The following is a 16,888-nucleotide window of genomic DNA, read 5'->3' as shown; positions in this document are numbered from 1 at the left end:
TGAAGAGTTAAATTTTGACCGGCAGTACTTTACTGGCGGCGAGTTTAGCACGCTCACGCGCTTGATTCGTATCCGTACCATTGGCCAATGCAACGCCCATACGCCGCCGTTTGAACGATTCCGGCTTGCCGAACAGGCGGATATCGCTTTGCGGCACCTTGAGTGCGTCAACCACGCCGGAGAACGCAATGCCTTTGGCTTCGAGCTGACCGTAGATCACCGCGCTGGCGCCGGGTGCGAGCAGCGCCGTATCGACCGGCAGCCCCAAAATCGCGCGCGCGTGCAAGTCGAACTCGCTCTGTTTTTGGCTGCACATCGTCACCATACCGGTGTCGTGCGGTCGCGGGCTGACTTCGCTGAACCACACGTCGTCGCCTTTGACGAACAATTCCACGCCAAAAATGCCCAACCCGCCTAAATCATCGGTGATGATCTTGGCGATTTCCCGTGCACGTTGCAGTGCCGCCAGGGACATCGCCTGCGGTTGCCAGCTTTCGACATAATCGCCATGTACCTGCACATGGCCGATCGGTTCGCAGAAATGGGTTTTGATGTTGCCACCGGCATCCAGCGCACGCACAGTCAGTTGCGTGATTTCATAATCGAAATGAATCACGCCCTCGACGATGACACGCCCTTGATCGACGCGGCTGCCACTGGCGGCATAATCCCACGCTGCTTTCACTTCCCCAACGTGATCGATACGCGATTGCCCTTTTCCGGATGACGACATGACCGGTTTGACGATGCAGGGATAACCGATTTTGCCGTCGATCGCGGCGCGCAATTCATCCAGGCTATTGGCAAAAGCATACGGCGAAGTCGGCAAGCCGAGCGTTTCCGCCGCCAGACAGCGGATACCTTCGCGATTCATCGTCAGTTTCGCGGCGCGGGCCGTCGGGATCACTGTCGCGATACCGGCTTGCTCAATTTCGATCAGCATATCGGTGGCAATCGCCTCGATTTCCGGCACGATGATATCGGGCCGCTCCAGTTCGATCAGCGCACGCAATGCCTGCCCATCCGCCATATTGATCACATGCGCGCGGTGCGCCACTTGATGCCCCGGCGCGTTGGCGTAGCGGTCGACCGCAATGGTTTCAACGCCCAAGCGCTGCAACGCGATAATGACTTCCTTGCCGAGTTCGCCGCTGCCGAGCAGCATGACTTTGGTCGCCGAGGGACTCAGCGGCGTGCCGATGATCGATCGTTTATTCATTTTTGGTTTCCTTCGTTGTTGTTCTCTTATCATTCTGTTGCTGTAACGCCCACTGCACATGCTCGCGCACCATGTCCGATGGATCGTCCGCGCGCGCTTGCAGTGCGCTGACGATTTCCGCGGAATAAGGCGCGTTGCCCAAACCGACGGCGATATTGCGCAGCCATTGCGTATGACCGATGCGGCGGATCGCGCTGCCGGCCAGTTTTGCCTCGAATGTGGCTTGATTCCAACCGAATAATTCAATGAGCGACACATCGTCCATGCCATTACGCACATGAAAGTCGTTTTCTTGGGTAATTTTGGCGTATTTATTCCACGGGCATACCAATTGGCAATCGTCGCAGCCGTAAATGCGGTTACCGATCAGCGGCCGCAATGGCTCGGGAATGCTGTCTTTCGATTCGATGGTGAGATAGGAAATGCAACGGCGCGCGTCGACTTGATACGGCCCGATGATCGCTTGCGTCGGACAAATATCGATGCAGCGGGAGCAACTGCCGCAATAATCCCCCACCGCATCGTCGGCGGGCAGCGGCAAATCGATATACATCTCACCGAGGAAAAACATCGAACCGGCTTGCCGGTTCAACAATAATGTGTGTTTGCCGCGCCACCCCAGGCCGGATTTCTGCGCCCAGGCCACTTCCATCACCGGCGCGCTGTCGGAAAATACCCGATACTGAAAAGCGCCGACTTCGCTGGTTATCCGGTCGGCCAATTTTTGCAGCCGGGCACGGATCACTTTATGGTAATCGCGCCCCAGCGCATAGCGCGAAATGAATGCCCGGTCACCGTCATGGATCACATCCCAGCTATTTTTGACCGCGGGCGGCGCATAGTTCATGCACACCGAAACCACCCGCTGCGTGCCGGGCTCAAGCTCGGCGGGCCGGGTACGTTTGGTGCCATGTTTCGCCATATAATCCATGTCACCGTGGTATCCTTGCGCCAGCCATTGGAACAGACCGGATTCCACCACCGACATATCCGCCTGCGCATCGGCGATGCGGACATCGTGAAATCCGAGTTCCTTGCCCCAGGTTTTGATGGCAGCCGCCAAGGCGGTGTAATCCGGCAATTTATTGGTTGAGGTATTTTCTTGCATAACGCTCGTTCGACAGATACTGAATCAGCACAATGTGTTACCTGCTTTCTTGCAGATGAAGCGGCAACGCTGGCATTCGGTAAAAAACTGGCTGCCTGCTTGCATTCCGGACTGGCCATTTATCTGAGCGGCAATCTCGGTGCAGGCAAAACAACCTTGACGCGCGGTATTCTACACGGCCTCGGATATCAGCATGTAGTCAAAAGTCCTACCTATAATTTAGTTGAAATCTATAAAATCTCTGCGTTATACTTGTATCACTTTGATTTTTATCGGTTCAATGATTACCTCGAATGGGAAGAAGCAGGCTTCCGCGATTACTTTAATTCAGACGCAATTTGTTTGGTGGAATGGCCTGAAAAAGCAGGCAATTTATTGCCGGAAGCCGATTTGCAGCTCATCTTCAGCATTCTTGACAACGGCCGCAGGATTGAAATCCGGGCTGGCACAGAGGCAGGAAAACAATGTTTGATACATTGGAACAACCCAAAAAGCGAGTGATTGCGTATTCCAATAGCAACACCTATGCTGCCGTCAAAAATAACTTCCTGATATTTTTTATATTGGTCTTTTTCTGTTGCTGGATAGGCTCCAGTCAAACAGTGCTGGCCGCAGATACCACCGTTCAATCGGTTCGTGTCGGATTAACGCCGGATTACACGCGCATCACCCTGGAGTCCAATCAGCCGCTTGAATATGAATTAAGCATGCTGGAAAACCCGCACCGCGTGGTTATCGATTTAAGCAATACCAAACTCTCACAGGCGCTTTCGGTACTCCCGCAAAAGGTCGATGCGATCGATCCTTTCGTGCAGAAAATCCGCGTCGGGCAATATAAACCGCACGTCATCCGGCTGGTGTTCGATCTGAAAGCCAATGTCGTGCCGCGCACCTTTGTGATCGAGCCCAAGGAGAATTTTGCGCATCGCTTGATTCTGGATATCCATCATCCGGATAAAACCGGCAAGGCGGATCAGACTGCCCGCTCCGGTTCTGCTGCTAGCACGGATTTTGAAGCGGATGTTTTGGATGAATTGGTTGCCACGCTGGTGCAAGGCGGCGCCAAACAACCCAAAACCAGCCCGCAAGCCCCGCTTGTCTGGCCGCACGCGCCCAAGCCGCAGTTGAATCAAGCCAAGCAGAACAATAATTCTCCCGCTTCGTCTCCCACTGCGCAAAACCGCAAACCCAGCAAGGCTCCACGCATCATTATCGTCGCCATCGATCCCGGTCATGGCGGCAAGGATCCCGGTGCAGTCGGCAATCAGGGCACCTACGAGAAAGATGTAACCCTGGCGATCGCGCGAAAACTGAAAGAGCGGATCGACAAGGAACCCAATATGCGCGCCGTTCTGACCCGTGACGGCGATTATTACATTTCACTGCCGCAACGCCGCATTAACGCCCGGCGCGCCAATGCCGACTTGTTCGTGTCGATCCATGCCGATGCCAATCCCAAAGCACATGCTCACGGTTCCTCGGTTTTCACGCTGTCCGAACATGGCGCCACCTCGACCACGGCAAGCTGGCTTGCCAACAAGGAAAACAGCGTTGATAGCGATTTGATGGGCGGCATCGATATCACCTCGAAATCAAAAGACATCAAGGAGCTGCTGCTGGATCTGTCGCTGAATGCGACTATCAACGATAGCGTGAAGCTCGCCGAATACGTTTTAAAACAGTTAGGCGGCATTAATCACTTGCACAAAAGAAATGTCGAGCAAGCGGGTTTCGCGGTGCTGAAATCACCCGACATTCCTTCCATCCTGGTGGAAACCGCGTTTCTCAGCAATCCCAAAGAAGAAGAAAAACTACGCAGCAAGGGCTATCAGGATAGAATGGCGGACGCGATGTTCCTGGGCATCAAGAAATACTTTTCGGATAATCCGGCCCTGGCACGCGCTGCCGTCGCGCAGACCCAATAGCGCCGTTGCGTTTCTGTTTTTCCTGCCGCGCCCGCAATCCGATTCAACTGTTTTGCTGTAACACGTTACAATAACTGCTGTTAGCCGGTCAGATCAGAGTATCCTTAAAAAGGATATCCGGATTTTTAAAGAGTAAAAATTATCCCGATTGTTTATGACTATACTTGGCATTCCTATGAATGAACCCAAGCCAGAATTAATGCACACCAGCGATCCGCCTGCCAATACGATGCAACAATGGTTTCAGCTTTCCACCAGAGCTGGTCTCGCGCATATCGTTTTAACCGGTAACTATACGTTGACGGCGCTAGAGCCGATCCTCAAGTCACTCATGGATGAGCTGAGCAAGCAAGCCAAAAATCGCGATCTGTACTGGGATCTGACCGGCATCCAGCAAATGGATATCGCGGGCACGACCCTGCTGTGGCGTGCGTGGAAAGCGCAGCGGCCGGAACATCTTCTGCTGCGCCCGGAACACGAAAAAATGTTTGCGCGTCTGGAGCAATTGCCAGCGATCAAAACGGAAACCCCATACCGGGATTTGCTCTGGCCTTTAACCGCTCTGGGCGGATTGGCCTTGCTGTTATGGCAACATGCCATCGGTCTGGTCAGCTTAATTGGCCAATTGCTGCTTGATGTGATTTATTTATTCCGCAACCCGGTTTATATCCCCTGGCGCGAAATCTCTGCCAACTTATACCGCACCGGGGCGCAGGCGCTCGGCATTACCGCGCTGGTCGGATTTCTGATCGGTATTGTTTTAAGCTATCTTTCTTCCAAACAATTGCAGTTATTTGGCGCCGATATCTTTATTATCAACATATTGGGAATCAGTATCATCCGTGAACTGGGCCCCATGCTGGCGGCGATCCTGGTTGCCGGCCGCTCTGGGTCGTCGATGACGGCGCAACTCGGTGTCATGCGCGTAACTCAGGAATTGGATGCCCTGACGGTGATGGGCATCTCGCATAGCCAGCGTCTGATATTACCGAAAGTGCTGGGACTCGGTATCGCGATGCCTTTGCTGGTGGTATGGACCAGCGCGATCGCTTTGCTGGGCGGAATAGTCGCTGCGGAATGGCAGTTAGGTTTGAACTCGCAATACTTTTTGTCAGCGCTGCCGGACGCAGTGCCTATCGCCAACTTATGGCTCGGACTCGGCAAAGGGGCTGTATGCGGCATGGTCATCGCACTCATCGCCTGTCATTTTGGTTTAAGGATCAAACCCAATACCGAAAGCCTGGGTGAAGGCACCACCTCTTCGGTGGTAACCGCAATCACCATGGTGATCATTATCGATGCCATTTTTGCCGTGTTATTCTCAGACGTGGGGCTTACCTAGATGATGACAAAACCGGAATGCATCATCGAGATTGAATCGCTCTATACCCGTTTCGGAAATCATATCGTGCATCGCGATATCAATTTATGCGTTTACCGCGGTGAAGTACTGACACTGATCGGCGGATCGGGCAGCGGAAAAACCACGTTGTTACGCCAGATGCTGGGATTGGAAGAACCGTCGCAAGGCAGCGTCAAAGTTTTTGGCGGCACTCGTTCAAACGCTGACATCAATCCACACAGAAAAAATATCCGCAGCCGTTCAGGCGTGCTTTTTCAGCAAGGCGCATTATTCAGCGCGTTGACTGTATTTGATAATATTGCGCTGCCTTTGCGTGAATTGCACACCTTGAGCGAAGACATGATCCGGGATCTGGTGATGGTTAAACTGAATATGGTGGCCATCGGACCCGAGCACGCGAACAAAATGCCCGCCGCCTTATCCGGCGGCATGATCAAACGCGTGGCGCTGGCAAGAGCGCTGGCATTGGATCCGGAAATACTGTTTCTGGACGAACCCACCGCCGGACTGGACCCCGAGCTGAGTGAAAGTTTCGTAGAATTAGTGCTGGCATTGCGCAGCGAAATGGATCTGACGATTGTCATGGTGACGCATGATTTGGATACATTGGTCGCGCTATCCGACCGGGTTGCCGTTCTAGCCGATCAACAAGTGGTTGTCATCGGCGCCTTGGACCAGGTATACCGCTTTCCGCATCCTTTTATCAATAGTTACTTCAAAAGCATACGGCATAAAATTGAGCAACAAAACAACTCGGAGCAAACATGGAAAACCGTGCCCATGCCCTCGTAGCAGGTATCTTTGTCATTTTTCTGAGCATCGCCATCGCTTTAGTGACGGTGTGGTTTAGTGGCAGCAACATTCAGCGCATCGATTATCTCGTCGTCACCAAAGAATCGGTGAGCGGGCTTAATCCGCAGTCGGCGGTGCATTATCGCGGTGTTAACATCGGTAAAGTTGAAAATATCGAATTTGATCCGGAGAATCAGCAGCAAATTCTTGTGCGTATTTCAGTGAACGAGAATGTCATACTCAGAAGCAGCACTTACGCGCAGTTGGGCTATCAAGGCGTTACCGGATTGGCTTACATTCAACTGAACGACGATGGCATCGGTACTGATCAACTGGCCCATGACGCGCGTATCCCGATGCGCCGTTCATTGCTCGACGAAGTCGCCGGATCCGGGCAGGACTTACTCACCAATGTCAATCAGTTAGTGTTAAAAATGAACCATTTGCTGAACGATGAGAATCAAGATCAAGTTTTCCATATTCTGCATAATATTCAAAAAGCCACGCGCAATTTTGATGGTATTGCCGGTCACTTGCAGCCTGTGCTCACCTCATTCACTGAACTCACAATCGAATCAGCGACGCTGGTTAAACGTCTGGATCAGATCCTGGGTGAAATCAATATAACCGTTGCCAAAATCAATCAGAAAGATGGCATTTTTGACAGCTTGTCGCACAGCACGCAAGAACTGGCCATGACGATTCCTGAATTGCGCAATGCCAGTCACAGCATTGCCCGTAGTTCGCATAATTTTGATAAGGTTTTGCATCAATTGGAAGAAAACCCGCAAAGTTTATTATTTGGCCGCCCTTCCCCCTTGCCGGGTCCTGGAGAAGCCGGTTTTGTGTCCCCCAAGGAGTAAGCCAATGACCAGAATACTCTTGTTGCTCGCCATCATCTGCCTGCTGCCGGGTTGTACTGTTCTGCATAAATCGCAATCCACAGCTGTGTACGATTTTGGTATCCAGACACCAGCGTTATCCCAGCCATCGGTTCAGCCCGCCCAGCTGCGGAAGAATAGCTTGCTGGTTACGGACACGACAGCGCCGGTATGGCTGGATAGCAAAGCGATTCATTACCGCCTGCTGTATCACAATCCAACACAATCGTACACCTACGCCAGTAATCGCTGGATTGCCACGCCTGCCGCTCTGTTTACGCAGCAGCTGCGCAACCGTATCGTCGCCGGTACGCAAGAACAAGTGATTAAAGACAACAGCATCGCAACTGCCGATCATGTACTACATACCGAGCTGGAAGAATTCTCACAAGTGTTTGATACAGCCGCGGATAGCCGCATTGTGGCCGGTTTGCGCGCCAGTTTGATCGAACGCAGTACACGCAAACTGCTGGCGCAGAAAGATTTCAACATCACGGCAAAAGCGCCTTCGGCCGATGCAGCGGGAGCGGTGTCTGCATTAAGCGCGGCGACTAATCAACTGCTGGATGAATTGGTTAATTGGCTGGCCGCCACATTACCACACGATTAATCCCGGCTTGGGCAGTCAAAATTAATCTCAAGTTGGGTTAATTTATCATTCTCTTATGTTAGTATCCCGTCATTATTGTTCCAGAGGTTTTGCATGCGTTTAATTCCAGCCCTGCTGCTCTCCGCTTACTTACTCAGCGCTTGTGGTCTGAAGGGGCCGCTCTACCTTCCCAAGGTTGAGGAAGCCAGCACCGCGTCATCTGATCAAGTAGAGAAAAAATGAGCGGTTTTCCTGAATTCGATTACCGCAACAATGAGCTTTTTGTAGAATCGGTTCCGCTTAAGCAGATTGCCCGGGAATTCGGCACACCTTGTTATGTCTACTCGCGCGCCGCTTTAACCAAAGCCTATCAGGCATTCGATGCGGCATTTGCGGACCGGAGCCATCTGATTTGTTACGCGGTAAAAGCCAATTCGAATATCGCCATCCTCAACCTTTTCGCACGGCTCGGCAGCGGCTTCGATATCGTATCGAGTGGAGAATTACAGCGTGTCATCAAAGCGGGCGGCGATCCGGGCAAAACCGTGTTTTCCGGTGTTGGGAAACATGTTGATGAAATGCGCATGGCGTTGGATGCCAACATTCTCTGTTTCAATGTGGAATCCGAAGCTGAGTTAATTGTGTTGAACCAGATCGCCAAAGACATGGGCAAGATTGCGCCCGTCAGCCTACGCGTCAACCCGGATGTGGATGCCAAGACGCACCCTTATATCTCAACCGGCCTTAAGGAAAATAAGTTTGGCGTTCCCGCCAGCGAGGCTGGACGGATTTATCAATCGGCACAGCAATATCCGCATATCCGGTTTACTGGCTTGGATTGTCACATCGGTTCCCAGCTCACCGAGCTTGAACCGTTCCAGCAAGCCGGCCATAAGATGCTCAATTTACTCGAAACCTTACAATCGCAAGGTCTTTCCATTGAGCACCTGGATTTGGGCGGCGGCTTGGGCATCCGCTACACCGATGAAACACCGCCAAGCATCAAAGACTATGTTTCCGCGCTATGCGCCGGTACCCGGACAGTCAAACAACGCTTGTTAATCGAGCCGGGCCGTTCACTGGTGGGTAATTCCGGTATTTTACTGACGCGGGTTGAATACCTTAAACACACTTCCGCGCGTGATTTCGCCATCGTCGATGCCGCCATGAACGACCTGATGCGACCAGCCTTGTACGATGCTTATCACGCGATCCTGCCTGTACAACAAAATGCAGGCGAAGCTAGAAATTACCAAGTGGTCGGCCCAGTTTGCGAAACCGGTGATTTTCTCGGCCATGACCGTAAACTCAGCCTGAAAGATGGCGATTTGCTGGCTGTGATGTCCGCCGGCGCCTATGGCATGAGCATGAGTTCAAATTACAACACCCGGCCGCGCGCCGCCGAAATCATGGTCGATCAGGATCAAATCCATATCATCCGGCAACGTGAGACGATCGATCAATTAATGGCCGCTGAGCGCATACTGCCGCAATAAATGACAGGGCATTTGGAGATACGTTCAATTGTAGTAACATGCCGTATCGCTTTATGATAAATCCGTAATGACAAGCCAACCCAGTATCGACGATGCGCAGTATCAAGACCATATCCTGCAAGGTGTTTCACGCACTTTTGCGCTGACTATCCCGCAATTACCCGAAACGTTGCGCCGCGTGATCGGCAATGCGTATCTGCTTTGCCGTATTACCGATACGATTGAGGACGATAGCGCATTGACCAACGAGCAGACCCGGCAGCTATCTGATATGTTTGCCGAGGTCGTGTGCGGCAATGCTTCAGCCGAGGAATTCGCACACCAGCTCTATCCGCTGCTTTCCGCCCATACCATTCCGGCAGAGCATGATTTAATCAAAAACACCCCGGCGGTCATTCGCGTCACACACAGCTTTAACCCGACACAACGCAGAGCGTTGGAGCGTTGCGTGCGAATCATGGCTAAGGGAATGGCGGATTATCAGGAAACGGAATCGCTGGAAGGGTTGAAAGATCTGCCCGCAATGAATGAATATTGTTATTACGTGGCCGGTGTTGTCGGTGAAATGTTAACCGAATTATTCTGCGATTATTCGGAAGAAATCAATCGCCATAAGCCTGCTTTGATGAAGCTTTCTGTTTCGTTCGGCCAGGGATTGCAAATGACGAACATTCTCAAGGATATTTGGGACGACCGGAAGCGAGGCGCTTGCTGGCTGCCGCAGGATATTTTTCTTAAAAACGGATTCAATCTGCGCGACTTGCGGCCTGGAATATCCGATGAGAAATTTCAAGCCGGATTAGCGGAGCTATTGGCCGTTGCCAAAGGTCATTTACAAAATGCGCTGACTTATACCAGCATGATCCCTCCTAAAGAAAAAGGAATCCGCAGGTTCTGCTTATGGGCCATTGGTATGGCCATCCTGACATTAAATAAAATCAATCAACACCGGGATTTTTCAGAAGGAGCCCAAGTTAAAATCAGCCGCCGCAGTGTCAAAGCCACCATTGTAACGACCAGTTTATTTGCCAGTCATGACTGGATCCTGGAATTATTGTTCAAGCTGACATCCCGGAACTTGCCGGTAGCTGCTTTGAGCAATGAAGCACTACCGGAAATCCGGTAAATGATCGCTACCGTTTTAGTTTCCGGATACTCTTCAATACCAATCGAACCGGAATGCAGGTTCGCTTTCAAAAAATCATGAAGTCATTAGTCACAGGCGCAACAGGATTTCTTGGCTCCGCAGTGATGCGGTGCCTGCTTGCGGCCGGGCATGAAGTCCGTGCTCTAGTAAGACCGAATAGCGACCGGAGAAATCTGAAAAATTTCCCTGTTGAAATTGCCGAAGGCGACTTGCGCGATCATGAATCGCTCAAACGTGCCGTCAGGGGTTGCGATAATCTGTTTCATGTTGCTGCCGATTACCGGCTGTGGGTTCCGGATCCTACGACCATGCATGAAATTAACGTGACCGGTACGCGTGCACTGATTTTAGCTGCCCATGAGGGAGGCATTCAACGCATTGTTTATACCAGCAGTGTGGCAACACTCGGGTTAAACACCGATGGTTCACCCGCCACTGAGGAAACGCCCGCCAATTTTGCGGGCATTAAAGGTCACTATAAGCGTTCCAAATACCAAGCTGAAAAATTGGTACAACAACTCGTTGATGAATACCACTTACCATTAATCATCGTTAATCCTTCCACGCCGATCGGCCCTGGAGACGTGCGCCCCACACCGACCGGACGCATCGTGCTGGATACCTTAATGGGACGCATGCCGGCGTACGTCAATACCGGTTTGAATATTGCGCATGTCGACGACATCGCGCAAGGCCATTTACTGGCATTTCAGCGCGGAAAGGCTGGAGAACGCTATATTCTGGGCGGTGATAACATGTTGCTGCTGCAAATTCTGCAACTCATCGACGAAATTAACGGAACACGCAAAAAGCGCGTCAACATACCCATCAATGTCATGCTCCCGATGGCGTGGTGTATGGAAAAGATCGCACTCTTCACACGCACGGAGCCTCGTGCCACACTCGACAGCATTCACATGGCCAAGAAATTAATGTTTTTCTCCAGCGTAAAAGCAAATCGGGAATTGGGTTATCAACACCGCCCCGCTGTTGAAGCGCTTAGGGATGCGGTCAAATGGTTCAAAGAAAACGATTACTGCCGCTAGATTCCGTGTAATCCGGTTATTCAAGCGAAACTTACTTTCTCTCACTCAACATCTTCCATCAATCTCCCGTAATACTATTAACCTTGTACGGCTCAGCAGCTTCAAAGCAAACTTAGCGCTACATTCTGCACCGCTCATAGGAATTTTCAGATTTATTCTAAACTTTCATGCTTGACTGTCGTAAAAACAACGGCGAAGTGAAAATCATGCAGCAAGAGCTGATGAGCTGGTTAAAAATCAAAGCAATTCTGGTAGTACATAAAATATTGTTATTTACGGAGAAGAGAATGCCTGACAAAAATTTAAAATTCTTAGTAGTGGATGATTTTTCTACCATGCGTAGAATCGTTCGCAATCTTTTAAAAGAACTAGGATTTGTCAATGTCGATGAGGCTGAAGATGGTGCGGTAGCTTTACGCAAGCTACAAGATGGCAATTTTGATTTTATTGTATCCGATTGGAACATGCCCAATATGGATGGGTTAACCATGCTTCAGAATGTACGTGCCAATGAAGCATTAAAAAATATCCCTGTACTCATGGTCACCGCTGAAGCGAAAAAAGAAAATATCGTTGCTGCAGCCCAAGCGGGAGCGAGCGGTTATATTGTGAAACCTTTCACTGCTGCTGTACTGGAAGAAAAATTGAATAAGATATTCCAGAACATGGAAGCCAAAATAGCTGTAAAAGCATAGAATTTCTTTTCATAACAAACCGATGAGTTCAAAATGAATACAAAACGTCTTATGAAAGCTAAAACGGAAGATGCTTCCCAAGAAACAGTCAGCAGCAAACCCAATAAATCCATCAAATTAGCCGATACACCGCCAGATGAAATGGCTCAAAATATGGAAGTCAGCGAATCAATGACTACTAATAAAAAAGTGATTGATCAGATTGGACAATTAACCAGAAACTTACACGATAGTCTGCGTGAACTGGGATACGACAAGCGCCTTCAGGCAATTGCATCCGAAGTACCCGAAGCGCAAGATAAATTATCCTATATAGCGACCAAAACCGAGCAAGCAGCGGAACGGACACTGAATGCAACTGAAATTGCCATGCCAATTCAAGAGAAAATTTCCGCCGATGCTATACATTTATCTGAACAATGGAAACAAGCGTTCGAAACTCATCAAACCAACCCAGATACGGAAAAATTTAAATTATTGCTAATTGATACGCTGCAATATCTTGATAAAATTCCGGAACAAACTAGCGCCACCAATACGCAACTGATGGAAATCATGATGGCGCAAGATTTTCAGGATCTTACCGGTCAAGTAATCAAGAAAGTTACAAACATGGTGCAAAGTTTGGAGAAAGACCTGATAGATCTAATACTTGCAAACGTTCCAGCCAAGAAAAATATTATCGTTGCTGATGAAGGACTCCTGAACGGTCCGGTCACAAATCCCGAAAAACGCAATGATGTGGTATGCAATCAAGATCAGGTTGATGATCTACTCGCCAGTCTTGGGTTCTAGTTGCGGCTCGCCTCATCATTCACTGCAATTCTCACCTCTCTTTAACGCTACTTATTTGACTAGAGTTTTGCCCGGCATCACCGGCAAAACTCTACTGTTCTCTAATCGAACGTTTTGACAACCCCCCTGCAGGTTAGCTATCAAATTTAATGCCTCGTCCCGATTGATTCCGTATCACTGGCATTTGCGCTTTCGAGCTTTCTCCACAGGCATTTATTGTTGCTCTCGTGCGCGATTTTTTCTAATACCATCGCATGCTGCGCCAATTCCTCAGCCGTTGCTTCGATAATTCTCAAATTCAAACTATCCAGATTTTCAACGGCGTACTGAGCGATCTCGGTATATTCCAGGTCGATCAGTAAACTTTCCTGGCCGCGCGTCATGGCCAGATAAACTTCGGCCAATAGCTCCGCATCCAATAATGCCCCGTGCAGCGTGCGCTTTGAGTTATCGATATTGTAGCGTTCGCATAGCGCATCGAGGTTATTACGTTTACCCGGATGAAATTCCTTCGCGAGTTTCAAAGTATCCGTTATCGCAGCACAATACTTGTCCAGTGTTTTTAAATTGATCAAACTCAATTCATGATTGAGAAATCCGACATCGAACGGTGCGTTATGGATAATCAGTTCAGCATCGTTGATAAAATTTAGAAACTCCTTGGAGATGTCATGGAATCTCGGCTTATCCTGAAGGAATTCCGTTGTTAATCCATGCACTTGCAACGCTCCTTCATCACTTTCACGATCCGGATTAAGATAATAGTGAAAGTGGTTACCCGTAAGCTGCCTGTTCCATAACTCCACCGCCGCTACTTCAACAAGACGATGACCGAGCTTATGCTCCAACCCGGTCGTTTCGGTATCCAGTACAATTTGGCGCATATCAGATCCTTGAGTTTATTCCACTTCTCCGGAAGTTATCATTTCCACGCCACGATTGGCCAGTTGATCGGCGCGCTCATTATCCGCATGCCCTGAATGCCCCCGCACCCAACACCATTCAATCTCATGCTGTTGCGTTAACTCGTCCAGCAGTCTCCATAAATCTTCATTCTTTACGGGTTTTTTGTTCGCGGTTCGCCAATTCCGTGCTTTCCACGCATCGAGCCATTCGCTGATGCCTTTCTGAACGTATTGCGAATCGGTATGCAAATGTACTTTGCAAGGACGCTTGAGTGATTCTAAAGCGCGTATGGCCGCGAGTAATTCCATGCGATTGTTGGTAGTTAATTGCTCCCCGCCGAAAATCTCACGCTCATGCCCGGCATAGCGCAGCAAAGCGCCCCACCCTCCAACACCCGGGTTTCCTTTGCAAGCGCCATCCGTATAGATCTCAACCACTTTAGCATCCGCTATGCTCATTATCGGCGTAACTCATCAGTCTGATTCAGCTTTTCCGCTGACTTCTCTTCAAGCGAAGCTTCGTTTACTCTTTGCGCGACCGGCACCATTTTTTTCCGGGCATCGAGACAGCTCTTCCAATTCGGCTTGATAATCCGCATACCGTGCATATGCTTAATCGCATGCAAAAAATACACTCCCCCGGAAATCGGCCACCAGCGATCCCCTGCCGCTTCCATAAAACTGAGCCGTTTGCGCCACTTTTCTTGCTTAAAGGGTGGTGTATAGCAGCATAACCGGCCGCCAGCCATTTCAAAATCCAATAACTTCAACCAATCTTTAAGCCGTGATAACGCAATAAATTGACCGTTCCAGGGAAATTCCCGCCGGGTCGACCGCAAGTAATGGCACACTCCCCACAAACTGAACGGATTAAAGCCGGATATCACGACATGACCTTCCGGTATTAAAACTCGATGCACTTCGCGTAAAATTTGATGCGGATTGGTATTAAACTCAAGCGTATGTGGCAAAATGACAAGATCCACACTGTTGCTCTGAATCGGCAGAAAACCCGGCGCGGCACGTAAGGATGCTCCAGCCTCGAGTCCGACGGAAAAATGAAAAGGCATTCTATTCAAACGCAGAAAATTAAATTGCGGCCAGCCGATTTGCACGGCATTGTAGCCAAAAATATTCGCCACAACCTGATCAAAGTAGCACTGCTCATGTTCGATCAGATATTGACCAAGCGAGGACTCGAACCATTGTTGAACATTTTGTGCAGTCATAATCAAAATTCTGCTTAAATTTATACTATTGGACTTATCTGATCAAAGCATCAGCTTCACCATTTGTAAGACAGGGAAATTTCATGCTGAACATTCATCCGGTACCTGCATTTAGAGACAATTACATCTGGGTCATTCACAATCGGGATTATGCCGTGGTAATCGATCCGGGTATAGCGTTTCCCGTTATAGATTATTTGCAAACGGAAAAATTGCAATTATGCGCGATTCTTATCACCCATCATCATAGCGATCATACCGGAGGTATTGCCGAGCTACAGAAACTATCCACTGTGCCAGTATACGGACCTTGCAATGAAACCATCGCGGCAGTTACCCATCCGGTCCGGGAAAACGATCAGATCGATGTGCCACAACTGCCGCTGCGTCTTACCGTCATGGATATTCCCGGGCATACCCGCGGCCATATCGCTTATTATGGAACCGATCCATTTGCTCTGGTGTTTTGCGGCGATACGCTCTTTTCTTGCGGCTGCGGGCGGATATTCGAAGGAAGCACGCAGCAAATGTACCAATCCTTGCAGAAGCTCGCCCGGTTACCCGAAGATACCCATATTTATTGCACCCATGAATACACGTTGAGCAATATCCGCTTTGCCAGAGCGGTTGATCCGGAAAACCGGAAGCTCATCGAACTGGAAATCACCGCGCAACAATTGCGCCAGCAAAATATCCCAACGCTTCCCACGCCACTATTTCTCGAAAAAGCCGTGAATCCTTTCCTGCGCTGCGATCAGCAAGCACTCATCGATAGCGCGCAGCGGCATGCCGCAATATCGCTTCCGGATCCACTCAGCGTTTTCTCGGTATTGCGAGAATGGAAAAATAACTTCTAAAAATATACCCCATAACGATGTTCAAATAAAAAGGCAATTTGATTCATATTCACTACAAATCAAATTGCCTCGTTTAAAAGCTTGTGATGGCTAATGTTGCGCCATCGGCTTCATTATTTTTTAGGCTTGGCAGCGCGTAATACGGGGTAGTATTGAGTAAATACCATGTCTTGCGCGGCATTATCTTTATGGCAAGCTGCGCAAGCTTCATCAGCTTGTATTGCGCCTTCCTTAGCTTCATATGATTCAAAACCGAAGAATGCCCAGTTACCCGGTCTGTTCGGGAAACGTTTGGAGTCTTTCACCATCGCAGCGATTCCATTGAACTCTCCCGCGAAATAACCATTTCCACTCGGTGCTGATTTTGATCCTACGCTCACGAGTTCTTTGACAATAACCGTTCCATCACGGAATTCACCAGTTTTTTTCCAATGATTCCAGCTAGTTGGATCGATGTATACATTGTGAAATTCAGGGAACGCGGCTTTGCCATCGTTCAATTCATTCGGTGTGACCGGTGCGCCGACAAAAACCCATTCACGGTACCCTCTAGGCGTCAGCAATACATTATCTTTATTAAAGGCACCAAAATTATGGTCTTTTCCGTGTGCATGATGATGCGTATCGGAAGCAATTACTGGACTTGCCAGTGCAATGGATAACAGTAATGGTGCAATACCACCTAATAACGTCTTTTTAAACTGTAACATAATAAGCCCTTAAAATAGTTAAAGAAAGACAAAAAAACAGCAATAATCCATGCTGCTTTCTTTATGGTAGTCAGACATACTATCTTCGTCAAGTGAATATGTAGTCTTAATAATCACCTACATAGCACAAT

General features: G+C 49.4%; 19 protein-coding genes. 13 read left to right on the top strand and 6 right to left on the bottom strand.

Annotated elements, in window-relative coordinates:
• Positions 1 to 7: 7 nt before the first annotated feature.
• Together purT and queG are read right to left on the bottom strand one after the other, a co-directional pair.
• Positions 8 to 1,219, bottom strand: a complete 1,212-nt coding sequence (gene purT / locus R2103_RS04285) for a formate-dependent phosphoribosylglycinamide formyltransferase (protein ID WP_317530284.1) — start codon at positions 1,217 to 1,219, stop codon at positions 8 to 10.
• On the bottom strand, positions 1,212 to 2,327 hold the full coding sequence (gene queG / locus R2103_RS04280; RefSeq protein WP_317530283.1) for a tRNA epoxyqueuosine(34) reductase QueG: 1,116 nt from the start codon (positions 2,325 to 2,327) through the stop codon (positions 1,212 to 1,214). Before queG ends, purT begins: the two co-directional genes overlap by 8 nt.
• Between queG and tsaE the strand changes: the two genes are divergently transcribed.
• The 12 genes from tsaE (at position 2,322) to cheZ (ending at position 13,056) form a co-directional block, all read left to right on the top strand.
• Positions 2,322 to 2,828, top strand: coding sequence for a tRNA (adenosine(37)-N6)-threonylcarbamoyltransferase complex ATPase subunit type 1 TsaE (tsaE, locus tag R2103_RS04275; protein ID WP_317530282.1), 507 nt, complete (start codon positions 2,322 to 2,324; stop codon positions 2,826 to 2,828). The genes queG and tsaE overlap by 6 nt on opposite strands.
• Positions 2,792 to 4,252 (top strand): N-acetylmuramoyl-L-alanine amidase, encoded by a 1,461-nt coding sequence (locus tag R2103_RS04270; RefSeq protein ID WP_317530281.1) that lies wholly within the window; start codon positions 2,792 to 2,794, stop codon positions 4,250 to 4,252. Before tsaE ends, R2103_RS04270 begins: the two co-directional genes overlap by 37 nt.
• Positions 4,253 to 4,427: 175 nt before the next feature.
• Complete coding sequence (locus R2103_RS04265) at positions 4,428 to 5,594, top strand: MlaE family ABC transporter permease (protein ID WP_411172593.1); 1,167 nt, start codon at positions 4,428 to 4,430, stop codon at positions 5,592 to 5,594.
• A gap of 3 nt (positions 5,595 to 5,597) precedes the next feature.
• Positions 5,598 to 6,407, top strand: a complete 810-nt coding sequence (locus R2103_RS04260) for an ABC transporter ATP-binding protein (protein WP_317532055.1) — start codon at positions 5,598 to 5,600, stop codon at positions 6,405 to 6,407.
• Entirely contained in the window at positions 6,380 to 7,270 is an 891-nt protein-coding gene (locus R2103_RS04255; RefSeq protein WP_317530280.1) for an MlaD family protein, read from the top strand. The genes R2103_RS04260 and R2103_RS04255 overlap by 28 nt, the downstream gene beginning before the upstream one ends.
• A 4-nt stretch (positions 7,271 to 7,274) precedes the next feature.
• Positions 7,275 to 7,898: an ABC-type transport auxiliary lipoprotein family protein gene (locus R2103_RS04250; protein WP_317530279.1), complete on the top strand. Its 624-nt coding sequence runs from the start codon at positions 7,275 to 7,277 to the stop codon at positions 7,896 to 7,898.
• 93 nt (positions 7,899 to 7,991) lie between these two features.
• Positions 7,992 to 8,120, top strand: coding sequence for an LPS translocon maturation chaperone LptM (gene lptM / locus R2103_RS14360; protein WP_411172448.1), 129 nt, complete (start codon positions 7,992 to 7,994; stop codon positions 8,118 to 8,120).
• A complete protein-coding gene (gene lysA / locus R2103_RS04245; protein WP_317530278.1) occupies positions 8,117 to 9,373 on the top strand; it encodes a diaminopimelate decarboxylase in 1,257 nt (418 codons plus the stop codon). Before lptM ends, lysA begins: the two co-directional genes overlap by 4 nt.
• Positions 9,374 to 9,440: 67 nt before the next feature.
• On the top strand, positions 9,441 to 10,499 hold the full coding sequence (locus tag R2103_RS04240; RefSeq protein ID WP_317530277.1) for a phytoene/squalene synthase family protein: 1,059 nt from the start codon (positions 9,441 to 9,443) through the stop codon (positions 10,497 to 10,499).
• Between the two features lie 77 nt (positions 10,500 to 10,576).
• Positions 10,577 to 11,566 carry a hopanoid-associated sugar epimerase gene (gene hpnA, locus R2103_RS04235; protein WP_317530276.1) on the top strand — a complete coding sequence of 330 codons (990 nt, stop codon included), beginning with the start codon at positions 10,577 to 10,579 and terminating at the stop codon, positions 11,564 to 11,566.
• Positions 11,567 to 11,853: 287 nt separating this feature from the next.
• The gene (cheY, locus tag R2103_RS04230; protein WP_090318938.1) at positions 11,854 to 12,261 is read left to right on the top strand and encodes a chemotaxis response regulator CheY; all 408 of its coding nucleotides are present in this window, start codon (positions 11,854 to 11,856) and stop codon (positions 12,259 to 12,261) included.
• Between the two features lie 33 nt (positions 12,262 to 12,294).
• Positions 12,295 to 13,056, top strand: a complete 762-nt coding sequence (cheZ, locus tag R2103_RS04225) for a protein phosphatase CheZ (RefSeq protein ID WP_317530275.1) — start codon at positions 12,295 to 12,297, stop codon at positions 13,054 to 13,056.
• Positions 13,057 to 13,202: 146 nt separating this feature from the next.
• On the opposite strand, the gene dnaQ is transcribed toward cheZ, so the two are convergent.
• From dnaQ to R2103_RS04210, 3 genes are read right to left on the bottom strand one after another with little or no spacing between them, the layout of a single operon-like run.
• Complete coding sequence (gene dnaQ / locus R2103_RS04220; protein WP_317530274.1) at positions 13,203 to 13,940, bottom strand: DNA polymerase III subunit epsilon; 738 nt, start codon at positions 13,938 to 13,940, stop codon at positions 13,203 to 13,205.
• A 15-nt stretch (positions 13,941 to 13,955) separates the two neighbouring features.
• Positions 13,956 to 14,420 (bottom strand): ribonuclease HI, encoded by a 465-nt coding sequence (gene rnhA / locus R2103_RS04215; RefSeq protein ID WP_317530273.1) that lies wholly within the window; start codon positions 14,418 to 14,420, stop codon positions 13,956 to 13,958.
• Positions 14,420 to 15,190 (bottom strand): class I SAM-dependent methyltransferase, encoded by a 771-nt coding sequence (locus R2103_RS04210; protein WP_317530272.1) that lies wholly within the window; start codon positions 15,188 to 15,190, stop codon positions 14,420 to 14,422. Before R2103_RS04210 ends, rnhA begins: the two co-directional genes overlap by 1 nt.
• An 83-nt stretch (positions 15,191 to 15,273) precedes the next feature.
• Here R2103_RS04210 and gloB point away from each other — a divergent pair, with 83 nt between their 5' ends.
• Complete coding sequence (gene gloB, locus R2103_RS04205) at positions 15,274 to 16,047, top strand: hydroxyacylglutathione hydrolase (RefSeq protein ID WP_317530271.1); 774 nt, start codon at positions 15,274 to 15,276, stop codon at positions 16,045 to 16,047.
• 113 nt (positions 16,048 to 16,160) lie between these two features.
• Here the strand turns inward: gloB and R2103_RS04200 are convergent, their stop codons facing one another.
• Positions 16,161 to 16,757: a cytochrome P460 family protein gene (locus tag R2103_RS04200; protein ID WP_317530270.1), complete on the bottom strand. Its 597-nt coding sequence runs from the start codon at positions 16,755 to 16,757 to the stop codon at positions 16,161 to 16,163.
• Positions 16,758 to 16,888: the final 131 nt, after the last annotated feature.

This window comes from Nitrosomonas sp. Is24 (assembly GCF_033063335.1).
GTDB lineage: Bacteria > Pseudomonadota > Gammaproteobacteria > Burkholderiales > Nitrosomonadaceae > Nitrosomonas.
This window is presented reverse-complemented; position numbering and strand designations above follow the sequence as displayed.

What these genes read in the sequence shown, in the direction of transcription:
- purT (WP_317530284.1), bottom strand. Translation starts at nt 1,219, where the DNA reads ATGAATAAACGATCGATCATCGGCACGCCGCTGAGTCCCTCGGCGACC.
- cheY (WP_090318938.1), top strand. Translation starts at nt 11,854, where the DNA reads ATGCCTGACAAAAATTTAAAATTCTTAGTAGTGGATGATTTTTCTACC.
- R2103_RS04240 (WP_317530277.1), top strand. Translation starts at nt 9,441, where the DNA reads ATGACAAGCCAACCCAGTATCGACGATGCGCAGTATCAAGACCATATC.
- R2103_RS04260 (WP_317532055.1), top strand. Translation starts at nt 5,598, where the DNA reads ATGACAAAACCGGAATGCATCATCGAGATTGAATCGCTCTATACCCGT.
- R2103_RS04265 (WP_411172593.1), top strand. Translation starts at nt 4,428, where the DNA reads ATGAATGAACCCAAGCCAGAATTAATGCACACCAGCGATCCGCCTGCC.
- R2103_RS04255 (WP_317530280.1), top strand. Translation starts at nt 6,380, where the DNA reads ATGGAAAACCGTGCCCATGCCCTCGTAGCAGGTATCTTTGTCATTTTT.
- R2103_RS04270 (WP_317530281.1), top strand. Translation starts at nt 2,792, where the DNA reads ATGTTTGATACATTGGAACAACCCAAAAAGCGAGTGATTGCGTATTCC.
- R2103_RS04210 (WP_317530272.1), bottom strand. Translation starts at nt 15,190, where the DNA reads ATGACTGCACAAAATGTTCAACAATGGTTCGAGTCCTCGCTTGGTCAA.
- hpnA (WP_317530276.1), top strand. Translation starts at nt 10,577, where the DNA reads ATGAAGTCATTAGTCACAGGCGCAACAGGATTTCTTGGCTCCGCAGTG.
- lptM (WP_411172448.1), top strand. Translation starts at nt 7,992, where the DNA reads ATGCGTTTAATTCCAGCCCTGCTGCTCTCCGCTTACTTACTCAGCGCT.
- cheZ (WP_317530275.1), top strand. Translation starts at nt 12,295, where the DNA reads ATGAATACAAAACGTCTTATGAAAGCTAAAACGGAAGATGCTTCCCAA.
- queG (WP_317530283.1), bottom strand. Translation starts at nt 2,327, where the DNA reads ATGCAAGAAAATACCTCAACCAATAAATTGCCGGATTACACCGCCTTG.
- lysA (WP_317530278.1), top strand. Translation starts at nt 8,117, where the DNA reads ATGAGCGGTTTTCCTGAATTCGATTACCGCAACAATGAGCTTTTTGTA.
- dnaQ (WP_317530274.1), bottom strand. Translation starts at nt 13,940, where the DNA reads ATGCGCCAAATTGTACTGGATACCGAAACGACCGGGTTGGAGCATAAG.
- R2103_RS04250 (WP_317530279.1), top strand. Translation starts at nt 7,275, where the DNA reads ATGACCAGAATACTCTTGTTGCTCGCCATCATCTGCCTGCTGCCGGGT.
- gloB (WP_317530271.1), top strand. Translation starts at nt 15,274, where the DNA reads ATGCTGAACATTCATCCGGTACCTGCATTTAGAGACAATTACATCTGG.
- R2103_RS04200 (WP_317530270.1), bottom strand. Translation starts at nt 16,757, where the DNA reads ATGTTACAGTTTAAAAAGACGTTATTAGGTGGTATTGCACCATTACTG.
- rnhA (WP_317530273.1), bottom strand. Translation starts at nt 14,420, where the DNA reads ATGAGCATAGCGGATGCTAAAGTGGTTGAGATCTATACGGATGGCGCT.